Consider the following 15,909-nt stretch of genomic DNA (forward strand, 5'->3'; position numbering starts at 1 on the left):
AATAATTCTACATAATTTCTTTTTAGATTGAGCTATAATACTTTACCTAAGTTTCTTGTAGAGTATATTTCCTATACCCTGTATTATTTGGACTAAAATTATAAGTGCTATTACTGTATAAACTATTACTGGTGTATCAAATTGTTGATGCCCATATACTAATGCTACATTACCAAGTCCACCTGCACCTACCACTCCTGCCATTGCAGTGTATCCAAGTATAGATATTACCGATAAAGTTATACCTGAAATTATAGATGGCATCGCCTCTTTTATCATGACTTTAAATATTATTTGTCTTTTAGTCGCCCCGAATGATTTTGCCGCTTCTATAAGTCCTTTATCCACTTCATTTAAAGCGCTTTCTATTACCCTAGCAATAAATGGAGCAGCCCTATAGTTATTGGAACTATAGCAGCGGTTTCTCCAATCGCTGAACCAACAATCACTCTAGTAACTGGTATAAGTGCAACTATAAGTATCATAAACGGAAAACTTCTAAATACATTTACTATAAATCCAAGTATACTGTACACTGAATTGTTTGGCTTCAGTCCATTTGGAGCTGTTACTACTAATATAATTGCAAGTATAAATCCCAGAATAGTCGCTGCTATTGTAGGTACTATTATCATGTACAATGTCTGTAAAAGTGCTTCTATAAAAATATTGCTTAAAAAATCACTCAATGCCATCAGTCAAATCCTCCCATCTAATATTCTTTTCTCTTAAGAATTCTCTTACTTTTTCTCCATTTTCAGATGGTATGTTAATAATCAAAGACCCAAGTATATCGTCTTTAAACTGCTCAAGTTTGCCAAATATAATCGATACATCTATGTCTAATTCTCTAGCCATCGTAGTTATAATAGATTCATTTGATATATCTTTTGGAAACAGTATTTTTATGTTAGTTCCCTTTGGTAAAATAATGCTCTCTTCTCCAATAAGCTTTCTCAAGCTCTTATTGTTTTGTAAGAATATTTCTTCTGTATCTCCAATTTCGAGTACTTTGCCATCTTCCATAATTGCAAGCCTAGAACATATTTGTTTTATAACCTCCATTTGGTGTGTTACCATTATTATAGTTATACCTAGAGTTTTATTTATATCTTCTAGAAGAGAAAGTATTGATTTTGTCGTATTTGGATCTAGAGCTGATGTTGCTTCATCACATAGAAGAACTTTTGGATTCAGCGCGAGTGCCCTCGCTATTGCAACTCTCTGCTTTTGTCCACCACTTAGGTTCCTTGGTTTTTCATTCTTCTTTTCAGAGATACCTACTAAATCTAATAATTCTAGCACTCTTTCCGTAATTTCTTGCTTTGTGTATCCAAAACATTCCAAAGGTAATGCTACATTGTCAAAAACCGTCTTTCTCTCAAGTAAAGAAAAGTGTTGAAAAATCATTCCAAGTTCTTTTCTCAAGTTTCTTATTTCTTTTTCGTCTAGCGAATTTACTTCTTTGTCATCTACTTTGACGCTTCCTCCTTGGTATTCCTCTAGACCGTTTATACATCTCAAAAGTGTTGATTTTCCTGCACCACTGTGACCTATAATTCCAAATATTTCACCAGATTTTATATCAATGCTTACATCGTTTAGAACCTGTGTCTCCCCATAAAACTTATTGACTTGATTTATGGTAATCATTATAATGCCCCCTTCCAATTGCTTATACTACTCTAATCATCATCTATATAAGTAAATTTATATATCATTTTATCTGCTATATCTTAGATCCTTTAAATTTAATTTAAGCTTATATTTAAACTAAGAGATATATTTTAAAAATTAAATAAGGCCTGAGTATAAACTCAGGCTTAAAGACTCTATTTATACTCATCTATCAACTATATTAGTTGCAGGATTTAGCACCAATGTATATAAAAATATACTGGTTGCCGGGTTTCACAGGGCCAGTCCCTCCACCTCTCTTGATAAGACGTACACTTATTAATTTTTTCTTTTTAGTTTTTTTGTTGTTTCGTTTTGTTGTTAAATACATAATATATTGATTAATTATAATTGTCAACAACTTTTTTAAATTTTTTATATCGATATTTTAAAACACTTTATTTAAAAACTTATTTGTTATTTATCCCAAGTCTTTTATTCATATCATTAACCATGTTGCTAAATCCTGTTTGTATATCATTTCCTGTATTAGTGATTCCGTGGACTAATGTTATAAAACCATTTTGATCTCTCTTCATATCTTCATCAGAAATTTCATTTAGCCTTTTTATTCTAGCATCCATTTCTTTTACTGTTCTTTCGCCTTCTGCTATAAGTTTGTTGTGCATTTCTTTAAGTTCATTGTCTTCAGTCTTTCCATCTTTCTTAAGTGAATTTACAAAATTTTGAGTTTTATCTCTAGAATCTTTGTAAGCTTCTTTCACTTCTTTTAGATATTCTTCATTCCCTGGATAATCCTTTGTTTCATAAACTTTGTTTACACCCTCTACAGTGTTGTACATAGAGTATTTATCCATACCCATAGAATAATCGTTGTAAGCTGTTGAATAGTAATTTGTATAGTCATCAACCTTTTCTTCAACATTGTTTTTAGCTTTGTTAGCATCTTCTCCAACCTTTTCTTGGTTATTTTTAGTGCATGCTACTAAACTAAGTGATAATAGCAACGATAAACCTAACAAAGACAATTTCTTTAGTTTCATATCTACTTTCCTCCTAGATTTTATTATTAGCTTTAATTTACGCTGTATTAGATAGTATTTCTAAATTTACGTATTTTATTTACTAATCACTAAAAATTAGAAGAATAAAAATTAGAAGAGGGTACTCTATTTTTTATATTGGTCTATTATTCTTTCTTTACTACCTGCTACATCATCTTTGTTTATTAAGTTTATTCCTTCAAATCCAATTTTATTATCAAAAATTCTAGAACTCTGAACTCTGATTAAAACATCTACAAAAGCCTCTGCTATTCTGCTGTTTTTAAGACCAATTAAATCGCTAAAATACAAATCTTCAATAGTCTTTTCAAGGAAACATTCCATATCCTTCTCTAACATTAACCCGCTTTCATTTATCAGATTAACTGTTAAATTATATAACTCATGAGGTCCTCTATTTCCAAACTTAAGAAGTATAGGGAATATAGAATTCTGTGTTTTATATTCTGTTAAATTTTTATCGTATTTTTCAGATTCATCGATAAAGGCAACTATTATTTTTTTACTGTTTTCTTCAATGAATTTATAAACATATTGCAGGATTTCTTTGTGTTTATTATCTTCAAAAAACTTATTTACTCTGTCTATTATAAGTATTTTACCTAGATGTTTATTTAGTAAATCATATACACTCTCTTTATTTTCGTATGCACTTATTATCTCTGCACTATCTAAAGTTACAGGTTTTTTGTAATCAATAAACCCAAGTGAATAGTACATTTTAGAAATCAATTTGATTGCAGGTTTTTTACCTGTTCCTTGCTCTCCAACTAGAATCATATTCTGATAATTTCTTGAATCTCTATAAAGCCCATATTTTTTTCTTTTATTTTGTATCTTAATAAATTTATACTGTTCTCTAAAGAATTTCTTTATATCTTCGTTAAAAGTTAATCTATTTAAATTATCCTCTAAATTAAATTCACTATCAGTATTTATTATATTGCTTTTATCTATATCTGTAGAAATAATTAAGTTCATATCGTAAATATTCGATTCATTTTCAGCAACTCTTATACTTTGATTTCGTATTATATCTTCAACATAATTTTTAACCAAACGACCATTTCTAGACTGTTCTTCTATGCTATCGCTCACAAATATAAAGCTATTTTTCAGCGCTTTAAATCCTGAGTTTGATATTCTAAATCCTTTTGATTCTATTAGTCTAGTTGCCATGTCAAATAGTTCATTAGGCTCATAGTCTTCAAAGACTGTCCAAAGAGGGAACTTAGATTGCAATCCGCTATTTGATTCAAAAAACTCCTTCATCTTATCTTCATGACCAGATAAGATTACAATTACATCATCTGAATATGTGTTTATTAAATTTAGCAGGTTCTCAAATGCAAGCTTTCCTATGTGATCACTGCAAAGTGAATAAGCTTCATCAATATATAGTATCCCGCCTATTGCTTCTTTGAACTTCTCTTCAGTTTTTTTAGGAGTATCTACAAGAGTTTCCGCCACAAAGCTAGATCTATTTGTCTCTATAAGCTGTCCTAACTTAAGTACTCCCATACTGTTTAACATTTCGGCTACAATCCTTGCAACACTAGTTTTACCAGTACCTGAATTTCCTACAAATACCATGTTTAAATTCTGCTCTACTTTTGTATTTATACCTGCTGCTCTTCGTTTCTCCTGAGCTATTATAAGTTTGTACTGGCTTCTAAGTAAATCTTTTACTTGTGGTAGTCCTATAAGTTCTTTTAATTTATTTTCAAGATCAAACTTAGTATTTACTTTAAAGTTGAAGTTATCTTTTTCTAGTAAATCTATCTCTTTCTCTCTATTTGTTAAGTATTTTTTAGAAGCATCCATTATTGCATTTTCTACTATATTTCTTACAAATCTCGCATTTCCTAGATCATTTTTACCTGCAAACTGGTTTCTCTCAAACATATCAATAAGACCAATCTTTACATCATCAGCTATTCTATATCCTTTAGAATCTGCTATATTTACAGCTATTTCATACATTTCTCTTGGATTATAGTCCTCAAAGTGAATCCAATTTGGGAATCTAGATTTAAGCCCTTGATTAAAGCTTAAAAATTTCTCCATATCTTCTTCATAGCCAGCTAGTATCACTACTAAATCATCTCTATTGTCTTCAATTCCCTTTAAAAGTGCATCTACAATTTCTTTTCCAACCTTATCTTCATCGCTTTCACAAAGTGAATATGCTTCATCTACAAATAAGACTCCTCCAATAGCCGAAGTTATTATATCATTTGTTCTCTTAGACACATCAGCGGTATTTTCTGTTATAAAGTCAGCCTTACTTACTTCTTTAAATACTCCTTTTGACAACACTCCTAGAGCATTTAAATACTCAAAAGTAATCCTTGCAACGTTTGTTTTTCCTGTTCCAGCATTTCCAGCAAATATCATATTAAGAGATATATTTGAAGTTTGAAGTCCAAGTCTCTCTCTTATCTTTTGCACTTTGTAATTTGTCTTTATATTGTCTATAAAATTCTTTAAATCTTTTATTCCTATTATTGAATTTAATTTGTATTTGGCTTCCTCTAAAGTTGGCGTCGAATAGTCTCTTAGATTGTAGCTTTCTCCGTGAAATTTACAGTATATATCCTCATTTTCCACGTATATCGCAGCAGTTTTAATTCCTTTATCTGAATTTCTATACATTAAGTTAGTTATAGGCTTTGTAAAAATATACGATACATATTCTGAAACCCCGAAGTTACTATCTCTTCTGTAATTTTTTTGAATAAATTTATACAGTTTTGTGTATTCATCAGTATCTCCTCTTTGAGCCACTATATCTACCTTAAACTGACTTTCAATTGTTTTTATAGCATTTATTACTTCTCTTTCAAGAAGTTCACTCTTTTCTTCTTTATTTAATTGTTTAGTGTAAAGGAGCGCATCTACTTTTTTGATAAACTCGCTTCCCATAGTTTTTTCTAGATCAAAGAAAAGACTATTTGCTGTAAATACTAAAAATTTATCTTTACAATCCATACTCTTTATAGTATTTTTATCGCCATCAGATGCCTTAACCATAAATTTATTTTTTACCACATACTCATCGTCAAGCTCTATATGACTATTTGGGTGTATTTTCGAAAGTATCCTGATCGTATCTGCATCCGCTTTATCTGCGTGTTTAAATAGTATGCATTCTGTATCGCTATTCAACGCCTCATATAAATCAGTCAAGAATGCGTAATAACCAAAGTTAAAACTGTATGAGGATAGATCTAGTTCAACTATTTTTGTATTATTTGAGCTATTTGAGCTGTTTGAGTTTTTGCTCTTTGAATAATCAATTGATTCAAAGATTGTCCTAACGCTAGTTTTCTTACCAGTCTCTTCATCGCCGATTAAAAATAACATTCCACACTCATTATTTTTAAATTTCTCGTAAAAGAAGCTACATAAGTCTGAAATAAATTTATCTTGTCCAATAAGTCTATCGGTTAATACTCTTTCAACTATTGTTAATTTTTCTTTTATACTATTGTTTTTGAATTCCATTTTAATATCACCTCTATGTAAAAGTATTATAGGTGCACCCTCTAGAATGCACCTATCTTTATATACTATTATACATATTGTATCTAAATCTGTACAATTTTATTCATTTTAATACCAACGATATGCTATTTAGAGTACATAAATTTACTTAAATTGTAAATTAATATATATATAACTTAAATTTTAGTTTGATTTTTTATATTACCTGGAATTTAATCCAGGTCTTATTGTTCTTTCATTCTGCAGGCTATCATCCCTAATTCTTCTAAGTACTTGCTGTCGCTGGCTTCTTTTATCATTCAGCATATATTCAACTGTAGCTCTACTAAAGTAGGTTCTAAATTTTTTAATTTGATTAATTTTTCAGAAATATTAGTATTTCAATGATACTTAAAATTTCGCTTTACTAATAGCAAAAAAAGGAATATAATCTAGTATTGATTATGAAAATTTATTTTCAGAATATACACAAAGGAGGTGAGATTTTTGAAGAATATTCTTGAAATTTTTAAAGGTGATTTGAAGGATATCAAGGGAAACTACACCGTCCTCGTTATTGTAATAGGTCTAGCGTTACTTCCATCACTGTATGCGTGGTTTAATATAGAAGCGTCATGGGATCCTTACGGAAATACAAAAAATATGCTAGTTGCTATCACTAATAAAGATAAGGGGACGGAAATCTCAAACCAAAAGATTAATGTCGGTGATCAGTTAATTGAAAAACTTCATGACAACGACAGCTTAGGTTGGCAATTTGTAGATGAAAAGACAGCGATTGAAGGCGTGAAAAGCGGTAAATACTACGCCTCAGTAATTATTCCAGAAGATTTTTCAAAAGATTTAACTTCTTTAATAACATCGGATGTGAAAAAAGGTACTATCATCTATACAGTAAATGAAAAAATAAATGCAATTGCACCAAAAATCACTGAAAAAGGAGCGTCAACTATCCAACTTCAGGTAAATCAAACAGTAATTAAAACTGTAAGTGAAATCATTTTAGGATTTTCGAACGAAATAGGTGTAGGATTAGAAAAAGAACTGCCTAAATTATCTAAAGTAGAGAATTCACTTAAAGATTTACAAGGAAAATTCTCAAACATAGATAAAACAATGGGAACTGCTTCAAAAGCTACATCAAAATTAAATGATACAGTAAACGATGTAAAAGGCGATCTACCTACAATAAAGAATACTATTAATGATACCAAGAATCTTTCAAACGATATAAAAGGATTCTTACAGGATACGAACAATAATGTAAATAGAATAGCTCCACTAATTAAATCGGATCTAAACTTGATTGTAGACATATCTTCTTCTGCTTCGACACTTACATCAGATTTAGTAAATGCAGTTAATAATGGTAGTGAAGATGCATCAAAGATATTGGATAATATATACAACAAAATATCGAGCATTAAGTCTTTAAACCAAACTCTGTTGGATTTTGTTAAAAGGTTAGACGAAATGTCGAGTCTACATTCATTTACGAACGTAATCAATAAATTAGAAAATATAAACACAAATACAGACAGTGCTATGAGTACGGTAAATGATATTAAAACACAGATTGCAAATGGTCAGAAACCTTCAATTGATTCTTTAAATAATCTTAAAAAGATTTGCGATGATATAGGTTCTCTTGGATCAGGTTTACTAAATAATTTTGACAGAGATATTATGAAACCTATAAACAGCATATTTGAAGGTGGAGTTAAGGTCGCAAATGATATTATAAAGGTACTAGACAAAGCCGAGAACAAACTTCCAAAAGTTGAAGAAATACTTACACTTTGTTTAGATCTATCAAAAGACGCTGATGATACAATTAAACTTGTGCAAGAAAAACTTCCTGTTGCTAAAGGAATGGTCGACGAGATTGTAGGCGTACTAGATAATATAAATAATAGCGAAGATATGCAAAAGTTAGTTGAACTTCTAGAAAGCGATATTTTATCTAAATCAGAATTTCTAAGGGAACCTGTTGAAGTAGAAACCAACAAGCTATTTCCTATAGAAAACTATGGGGCTGCTATGACTCCATTTTACAGTGTATTATCTACTTGGGTAGGAATTTTACTATTATCTGCTCTTTTAACTACATCTGTTAAAGGAAACTATAAACCTTATGAAGCTTATTTTGGAAGAGCGCTTACGTTTTTAAGTGTAGCTCTCATACAAGGTTTTATAATTGGAGTCGGGGATATACTTTTACTCGGAGTTAAGATGGTTCATCCAATTCTATTTATATTGCTTTTAATGTTTACTAGTATGGTATTTAACTTTATAGTTTACTCACTGGTTTCTGTATTTGGGAATATTGGAAAGGCTATGGCGATTATACTATTAGTACTTCAAATTGCTGCTGCTGGGGGAACATTCCCTATACAAGTAACTCCAAAGTTCTTCCAATTAATAAATCCTATACTACCATTTACTTACGCTATATCAGCGTCTAGGGAAGCTCTCGGTGGTATTTATATGCCAAACTTGATCAAAGATATAATTGCAATGCTTATATTTATGTTCGTTGCAATTGGAGTCAATGTATTCTTGAAGGGACCTATTAATAAATTCGGTGCTCCTCTTAAAGAAAAATTTGGTCAAAGTAGACTTACAGGCCACTAGATGCTAGATAAAAAAAGGTAATAAAAAGATCTATAATTTAAATTATAGATCTTTTTTATATTGTAATTTATTATCACTTAAAATTTTTATTTAGTTTTATAGCAAATTGAAATTACTTCATTGCGTTGTCATTTTTCTTGTTTTCTACTTTATTATCCACTTTGCTTTCAAATTTTACTGGATCACTTTTCTCTACTTCTTCTTTTGCCTTTATATGAAAATTGTGTCCACTATGATCTTCATGATGGTGTTGATGATTATGATCTTTACATCCACAACTAACTTTGTGAGAATTGTTGAATTTATTTACTTTTTCTTTTAATTCATTGTAATCATTTTTGTGTTGTCTATGACAATTATCGTAGTGTGGGCTGTAGTCAAAGTCAAAATCGTTGTATCCATAATCGTCGTCAAAAGCCATGTTCATTTGATTTTGTTCATTGTGGTTTTTTATAGCTTTGTATGACGCATATGCTCCTACTCCAGCTAGGGAGACTCCTGTTATCATCATTGAAGTCTTCATCATCGATCTTTTTTTCGGCATTACTGCATCTGCCATCATTGATTTTTTTGACATATTAAACATTTATATTTTCTCCTCTCTAGTTTTATGTTTCTGTAATTAGTATTTGTATAATTTAAATAAAAATTATGGTTTAAGTCAAATACATTATTTACAACTAGATACAAAATATATAAACTCTATAAATTGTTACCTTGGATAATTATTTTAACAAATTTGCAAATTATTTTTATCCAATTTTTGTTAATCACATTCTCTATTTTTTCTTTTTTCTATGAAAGTCTTCTCTATCTTTAAGTTTTATTTTTATCCAAACTTTAATATCAGTTGTTAAAATTTACTATGCAGAAACAGTTCTACTCACTGTCATTTTAACCACTTTAAATAGGAATAATCCAGCTACTAGATTTATAACTGTTGCAGGTAGCACTGCTACTGCAAATAGAGCTGAAAACGGCCCTGGTAGACCGACTATAAGCTTTGCCGCAAGTAAAAATGATGTTCCGCTTACTAGAGTTCCTATTGGAAGAAGTAAGCTTGTTAATATCGTATCTTTTTTCTTTTCGCTTAATTTTTTTAAAAAAGGTAATCTATAAACTATATACATAAAAGCGAACATTACATTTACAGTTATTGTCTTATCAAGGATATTTGGTATTTGACCTGCTGGGAACTTTGTAGTCAGTGCTGTAAATACTCCTGTTATTATTCCTGCTACCAGACAAGTTTTATAATCGTTTTTATTTAAAACCATTATTACAAACATCATTGCAAGTGCCATATCTGGCTGTATTGGAAATCCAAAGGCTGGTGTAAGTTGATGCAACAGTAAACCTATCGCCAGTAGTATTGAGTTTAAAACTAAATTTCTTGTGTTCGTTTTCATATTCTTTCCTCCATATATTTAAATTATTTGTATTTGTTTTAAAATTGTACTTATTCTTGTATTCATTCACTGTTCACAACATCTCGTCACCTCCTGTAAGACTAATATTCTTTAATGGTATTCACTTTCCATATTTTATTTTGAAAATAAAAAAACTCCGTCCTAAATTAATAGGACGGAGATTATCCGCGTTGCCACCTAAATTATACAGTGATTCTAATATATTAAAATCTCCATACATCTCATTTTCAGGTACTATCATACCCTATACGCTATAACGTGCGTCATCCCGATTAAACCTAGTATAGTCTGCACTATTTCAGTCAATTCCTCAGAGGCCCATTCACCAAATTTTTTCTTGTTGAGATTTCACCACCCTCAACTCTCTATTTTGAACCTAAATTTGATTACTCTCCCTCATCAAAGGGTTATTATTTATTTTTGTATTGATATAATCATATTCAAATTTCACAAAATTGTCAATATCTTTTTTAATAAACTGTATATATTATTTTAGTTGAAATGGATTTATTTAAGCCATATTGAAATTTTTATAAAATTTATATTGTTTTAATTGGGTTTAAATCTACATTGCTTTGGATTACTTCCAAATCAACTTTCTCGTCTAAAAATGTCTTCATAATATCTTTAAATATGTACTCGCTTTCGTAATGGCCACAATCTATTATAGTCATTCCAATATCTAATGCGTCCTGAGCCTCATGGTATTTAAGGTCGCCTGTAATTAAAACTTGAGCACCTTTATTTTTAGCGTCTTTAACATAGCTGCTTCCTGACCCTGTTACCACTGCAACTCTCGTTATATCTGTATTCAAGTCACCTACAACTCTTATATGCTTCATCTTTAATTTTTCTTTAATTAAATTTGCCAGCTCTTCTAATGATATTTTTTCATTTAAATTCGCAACTCTTCCAAGCCCAAAAGATTTGCCTTTATTTTCTATTTTATATAAATCATATGCAACTTCCTCATATGGATGTGATTTTAACATTTCACCTAGAACATTATTTAAAATCTTTTGAGGTACAACTGTCTCGACCTTAATTTCTTCCACTCTCTCTAAAGCGCCTATAACCCCTATAAAAGGATTAGTACCCTCTTGTGGCATAAATGTACCCTTACCATCTATATTAAAGGTACAGTGGCTATAATTGCTATATAACCAGCTCCAGCATCACACATCTTATCTCTAACATTCTCCACATGATCTTTTGGAACATATACAGCTAGTTTGTAAAGCTGCTCAGAATACGTTACATCTAGTATATTACTTTCCACAATTCCCAATAACGTCAAAAAATAATCATTTAATCCGTCAAATGCGATATCAAAATTGGTATGCATACTATAAATTGCTATATCGTTTTTTATTAGTTTATGTATTAACTTTCCCTTGTTGTCAGAAGTGGTAACATTATTTATTTTGCTAAATATAAATGGGTGATGTGTAACTATTAAATCCACATTTTTCTCTATTGCCTCTTCAACAAGTTTATCATTTGCATCAATGCTAACTAGTACTTTTTTTATTTCGATGTCCAAATCTCCAACTAGTAAACCTACATTATCCCAATCGTAGGCCAAATTAAGTGGGTATTTCTCCTCAATTACTTTTACTAATTTTTGTAATTTCATTTGATCACTCCTCAATAGTTATTATAATTTCCTCAAGTTTAGCTATTTTAGCTTTAGTCTCAATTTTCTTTTTTTCTATTGATTCACTGTCTATATCTTTTAAATGCACAAGTACATCTGTATAAGCCTTTATCTTCTTTTCCACAAAATCCTTTAAAAGAGGATTTTTATTTTGTACTAGTTGTTCTCCAACTTCATAATATATATCATCCTTGACTTCAGTATTTTTTCCTGTATATTTAGCTACAATTACTTCGTATATTCTAAAATCCTCTCTAACTAGTACTTCATCTATGATTTTATATCCATTCTCAAGAAGATACTGTCTTAAACTTGACTGTGCCTGCATTGGTTGTAGAATTAACTTCTGTAAATGATGTGATACACTCTTTTTATTTTCTAATATATCTGCAATGAGCATTCCACCCATTCCAGCAATTATAACTTCGTCCACCTCATCTTTTTCTAGTACATCTATACCCGAACCTAGTTTGAAATCGACTTTTTCTAATAAATTGTTCTTCATTACCAATTTCTTACCATTGTCAAGGGGCCCTTTATTTACATCCGATAGTACTGCAAACGGAATAATTTCTTTTTTTAGTAGGTATACAGGTATATATCCGTGATCGGTTCCTACATCAGCAATTTTTTTCCCTTCTGTAACTAGCGATGCAATCTTTTCTAATCTACTCGTCAATTTCAAGTTAAAACTTCCTCCTCTGTAACTCATATAAGCTTAAACTATAAAAGAGCTGTTAATTATCAGCTCTTCTATATTAATCTAAGTAATCTCTAAGTTTTTTCGATCTGCTTGGATGTCTCAATTTTCTTAAAGCTTTTGCTTCTATCTGTCTAATTCTTTCCCTTGTTACATCGAATTCTTTTCCGACTTCTTCAAGAGTTCTCGCTCTTCCATCTTTAAGTCCAAATCTTAATTTTAATACTTTTTGCTCTCTTTCGTTTAGAGAATCTAGTACGTCCTCTATCTGCTCTTTAAGTAAAGAATACGCTGCTGCTTCAGCTGGTGCTGGTGCATCATCATCAGGAATAAAATCACCTAAGTGACTATCCTCTTCCTCTCCTATTGGAGTTTCTAAAGATACTGGATCTTGAGCTATCTTCATAATCTCTCTAACTTTTTCTTCGGTCATTTCCATTTCTTTAGCTATTTCTTCTGGCTTAGGATCTCTTCCTAGCTCTTGAAGTAATTGTCTTGATACTCTTATAAGTTTATTGATCGTTTCAACCATGTGAACCGGTATTCTTATAGTTCTAGCTTGGTCTGCTATTGCACGAGTTATTGCTTGTCTTATCCACCATGTTGCATAAGTACTGAATTTATAGCCTTTTGTATAGTCGAATTTTTCAACTGCTTTTATAAGTCCTAAGTTTCCTTCTTGAATCAAATCAAGGAACAACATCCCTCTTCCGACGTATCTTTTAGCTATACTTACGACAAGTCTAAGGTTGGCTTCAACCAATCTCTGCTTTGCTATCTCGTCTCCGTCGTTCATCCTCTTTGCATACTCAACTTCTTCATGCGGTTTAAGTAGAGGTATTTTTCCTATTTCTTTTAGGTACATTCTAACTGGATCATCAATGCTTATACCTTTAGGTAAAGATAAATCAACTTTTTCTATTTCAGGAGATGCTACGTCATCTTCTGCATCCTCATCTACTTTAGGAACATCTATAGCTCCTACATCTAGTTCATCATCTTTAGATGAGAAATCTGCACTGGCTTTTCCATCTTTTGTATCGATAACTTCTATTCCAAAGTTACCAAATGTTTCATAAAGACTTTCTATTTTATCTTTATCTAACTCAGTCTCTGAAAGTGCTTCTACAATTTCTTGTAGTGTAAGAGATCCTTGCTTTTTCCCTTTTTCAATTAAATTCTTAGCGGCAATTTTACTTGTTTCTTTAATAGATTTATTCTCCACACTTAAACCTCCTTTCACTACAAACTCTTTAACATTTTATTTATCTCAACAATTTTCAAAGCTATTTCCATAATTTTACCATCTACCTCTTTCGCATCATGATTATTCTCTAGTTCTTTTTGTTCTTTTAATAAGTTCCCTATCTGTGTTTCAAGTGTATTTCGTTTTACTGTATTTATTATTTCATCTATTTCCTTTGTATTTTCGTAATCAATATTATTTAAGGATATAGAATTAATATCTTCAATATATTCTTCGTCTATACAAAAACTTTCATTTTTGTCAATAGTTATTTTATCCATTTCTCGGTTTTTAATAATAAAATTTGCAAATTCTTTATTTTTTTCAAAGAAAAAGTCATCGCTATTGATCTTTAATAGTATTATTTCCCTTATTTTTTTGTTTTCTGACATTATTTTCAACAATAACTTTTCAGAAACTATTTTACCATCAGTTCTAACTTCAACTTTTTCAATAGGTTTTTCCTTTATTTTATTATTAAATTTACTGTTATATGATTTATTATAGTTATTTCCATAAACTTCTCTTTTAATAGAGTCAATACTTATGCCCATCGTTTGACTTAAGTAACTTATATAATAATCTGTATCTATATGACTCTTTAATGTCTTTATAATCTTGCAAGCTTCTTTTATATACTTTACTTTATCCTCATCTCTATTTAGGTTATAATTCCCTTTAAGATTATCGATTTTGTACTTTATATAGTGACTTGCACGCTCTATTTCTTTCTTATATTCATCAAATCCGTATTTTCTGATAAATTCATCAGGATCCTTGCTATCCCTTAGATTTAATACTTTGGCGCTTATACCTGTTCTTGCAAGTATATCAATTGCCCTTAGTGTAGCTTGTACCCCTGCTGAGTCTGAATCGTACGAAATGACTACATTGTCTACATATCTTTTTATCAAGCTGCTTTGCTGATCTGTAAGTGCTGTACCAAGCGTTGCAGATACATTCTCTACTCCATATTGAACTAAAGAAATTAAATCCATGTACCCTTCAACTAGTATAATAGTTCTATTGTCAATTTTCTTTCTAGCAAAATTTAGTCCATATAAATTTTCTCTTTTATTGAATATCAATGTTTCAGGTGAATTTAGATATTTGGGAATTGAATTGTCTAAAGTTCGACCACCAAAAGCTATTATATTTCCCCTATAATCAAAAATAGGAAACATAACTCTGTTTCTAAATCTATCATAGGTATTACTTCCGTCCTTATTTTTCAAAATTAAACCACATTCAAGCAATTCCTCTTCATTGTATCCTTTTGAAAGTAAAAACTCTTTTAGATTACTCCATGAATCTTTAGAAAACCCAAGGCCAAACTTTTTTATGATTTTGTCACTTAAACCTCTATTTCTCAAATAATCGTAACCATTATTTCTTCCTTCAGTTAAGTTCGAAAAATAAAATCTTGCGGCTTCAGTGTATACATCTTGAAACTTTTTGGATTTCTCTATTTTTAATCTAGCATCATCACTTATATTGGTATTTATTTCTAATCCACATTTACTAGCTAATAGCTTTACCGAATCCATAAAGTCTAAGTTTTCCATCTTCATTACAAAGTTTATTACATCTCCACCTTCGCCACATCCAAAACATTTATAAATCTGCTTAGATGTGTTTATATGAAATGAAGGCGTCTTTTCACCATGAAAAGGACATAATCCTTTATAATTTGAGCCTGACTGCTTAATTGCCATATACTCTGAAATTATACTTGATATCTCACATCTAGATTTAACTTCATCTATAATGTCTTTCATATCATTCATATTATCACCTTCTGGTGTGATTATTTTTTATGTTAACATTTCCATTTTACACGATATTGTAAATTTGTCAATCACTCTTGTACATAATTCGACTTTTTATGTTGATATCCTTCTTAAAAAATATTTTTTTTTATTTATTTTGAAATATTTTAATCAAATTTGGCTTTTTATGTGTTTTTCTATTAATCTTTAATAAAAAAGTGGATTAGGGTCTCCTTTATTAAAGCTTAATTTTATCCCTAATAA

General features: G+C 30.3%; 11 protein-coding genes, 1 pseudogene, 1 riboswitch and 1 other annotated feature. Of the genes and pseudogenes, 1 reads left to right on the top strand and 11 read right to left on the bottom strand.

What is annotated here, in order from left to right; translation table 11 throughout:
* Positions 1 to 42 precede the first annotated feature (42 nt).
* The 4 genes and pseudogenes from T473_RS19960 to T473_RS0102850 form a co-directional block, all read right to left on the bottom strand.
* Positions 43 to 695 (bottom strand): annotated as a pseudogene (locus tag T473_RS19960) (methionine ABC transporter permease).
* The gene (locus T473_RS0102840) at positions 682 to 1,653 is read right to left on the bottom strand and encodes a methionine ABC transporter ATP-binding protein (RefSeq protein ID WP_024620541.1); all 972 of its coding nucleotides are present in this window, start codon (positions 1,651 to 1,653) and stop codon (positions 682 to 684) included. The pseudogene T473_RS19960 and the gene T473_RS0102840 overlap by 14 nt, the downstream one beginning before the upstream one ends.
* A gap of 186 nt (positions 1,654 to 1,839) precedes the next feature.
* Positions 1,840 to 1,947: riboswitch (SAM riboswitch) on the bottom strand.
* Positions 1,948 to 2,087: 140 nt separating this feature from the next.
* Positions 2,088 to 2,681, bottom strand: coding sequence for a hypothetical protein (locus T473_RS0102845; protein WP_024620542.1), 594 nt, complete (start codon positions 2,679 to 2,681; stop codon positions 2,088 to 2,090).
* 126 nt (positions 2,682 to 2,807) lie between these two features.
* On the bottom strand, positions 2,808 to 6,209 hold the full coding sequence (locus tag T473_RS0102850; RefSeq protein WP_024620543.1) for an AAA family ATPase: 3,402 nt from the start codon (positions 6,207 to 6,209) through the stop codon (positions 2,808 to 2,810).
* 477 nt (positions 6,210 to 6,686) lie between these two features.
* Between T473_RS0102850 and T473_RS0102855 the strand changes: the two genes are divergently transcribed.
* Positions 6,687 to 8,843, top strand: a complete 2,157-nt coding sequence (locus tag T473_RS0102855; protein ID WP_242825840.1) for a YhgE/Pip family protein — start codon at positions 6,687 to 6,689, stop codon at positions 8,841 to 8,843.
* Between the two features lie 112 nt (positions 8,844 to 8,955).
* Here the strand turns inward: T473_RS0102855 and T473_RS18840 are convergent, their stop codons facing one another.
* From T473_RS18840 to dnaG, 7 genes are all read right to left on the bottom strand, one after another.
* Positions 8,956 to 9,429, bottom strand: coding sequence for a hypothetical protein (locus T473_RS18840; protein WP_024620545.1), 474 nt, complete (start codon positions 9,427 to 9,429; stop codon positions 8,956 to 8,958).
* A gap of 277 nt (positions 9,430 to 9,706) precedes the next feature.
* Positions 9,707 to 10,252 carry a tryptophan transporter gene (locus T473_RS0102865; protein WP_024620546.1) on the bottom strand — a complete coding sequence of 182 codons (546 nt, stop codon included), beginning with the start codon at positions 10,250 to 10,252 and terminating at the stop codon, positions 9,707 to 9,709.
* A 168-nt stretch (positions 10,253 to 10,420) separates the two neighbouring features.
* Positions 10,421 to 10,685: a binding site (T-box leader), on the bottom strand.
* A gap of 127 nt (positions 10,686 to 10,812) precedes the next feature.
* Complete coding sequence (locus tag T473_RS18990) at positions 10,813 to 11,382, bottom strand: Nif3-like dinuclear metal center hexameric protein (protein ID WP_242825841.1); 570 nt, start codon at positions 11,380 to 11,382, stop codon at positions 10,813 to 10,815.
* A 17-nt stretch (positions 11,383 to 11,399) separates the two neighbouring features.
* The gene (locus T473_RS18995) at positions 11,400 to 11,909 is read right to left on the bottom strand and encodes a Nif3-like dinuclear metal center hexameric protein (RefSeq protein ID WP_242825842.1); all 510 of its coding nucleotides are present in this window, start codon (positions 11,907 to 11,909) and stop codon (positions 11,400 to 11,402) included.
* A 4-nt stretch (positions 11,910 to 11,913) separates the two neighbouring features.
* Positions 11,914 to 12,615 (bottom strand): tRNA (adenine(22)-N(1))-methyltransferase, encoded by a 702-nt coding sequence (locus T473_RS0102875; RefSeq protein ID WP_024620547.1) that lies wholly within the window; start codon positions 12,613 to 12,615, stop codon positions 11,914 to 11,916.
* 73 nt (positions 12,616 to 12,688) lie between these two features.
* A complete protein-coding gene (rpoD, locus tag T473_RS0102880) occupies positions 12,689 to 13,855 on the bottom strand; it encodes an RNA polymerase sigma factor RpoD (RefSeq protein ID WP_024620548.1) in 1,167 nt (388 codons plus the stop codon).
* A 17-nt stretch (positions 13,856 to 13,872) separates the two neighbouring features.
* Entirely contained in the window at positions 13,873 to 15,663 is a 1,791-nt protein-coding gene (dnaG, locus tag T473_RS0102885) for a DNA primase (protein ID WP_024620549.1), read from the bottom strand.
* Between the last annotated feature and the right edge of the window lie 246 nt (positions 15,664 to 15,909).

The organism is Clostridioides mangenotii TR, from assembly GCF_000498755.1.
In the GTDB taxonomy this organism is placed as follows: Bacteria; Bacillota; Clostridia; order Peptostreptococcales; family Peptostreptococcaceae; genus Metaclostridioides; species Metaclostridioides mangenotii_A.

Bases quoted from the DNA above. Each gene is read 5' to 3' on its own strand.
- T473_RS0102850 (WP_024620543.1), bottom strand. From the start codon at position 6,209: ATGGAATTCAAAAACAATAGTATAAAAGAAAAATTAACAATAGTTGAA.
- T473_RS0102865 (WP_024620546.1), bottom strand. From the start codon at position 10,252: ATGAAAACGAACACAAGAAATTTAGTTTTAAACTCAATACTACTGGCG.
- T473_RS0102845 (WP_024620542.1), bottom strand. From the start codon at position 2,681: ATGAAACTAAAGAAATTGTCTTTGTTAGGTTTATCGTTGCTATTATCA.
- dnaG (WP_024620549.1), bottom strand. From the start codon at position 15,663: ATGAATGATATGAAAGACATTATAGATGAAGTTAAATCTAGATGTGAG.
- T473_RS18990 (WP_242825841.1), bottom strand. From the start codon at position 11,382: ATGCCACAAGAGGGTACTAATCCTTTTATAGGGGTTATAGGCGCTTTA.
- T473_RS18995 (WP_242825842.1), bottom strand. From the start codon at position 11,909: ATGAAATTACAAAAATTAGTAAAAGTAATTGAGGAGAAATACCCACTT.
- T473_RS0102840 (WP_024620541.1), bottom strand. From the start codon at position 1,653: ATGATTACCATAAATCAAGTCAATAAGTTTTATGGGGAGACACAGGTT.
- T473_RS18840 (WP_024620545.1), bottom strand. From the start codon at position 9,429: ATGTTTAATATGTCAAAAAAATCAATGATGGCAGATGCAGTAATGCCG.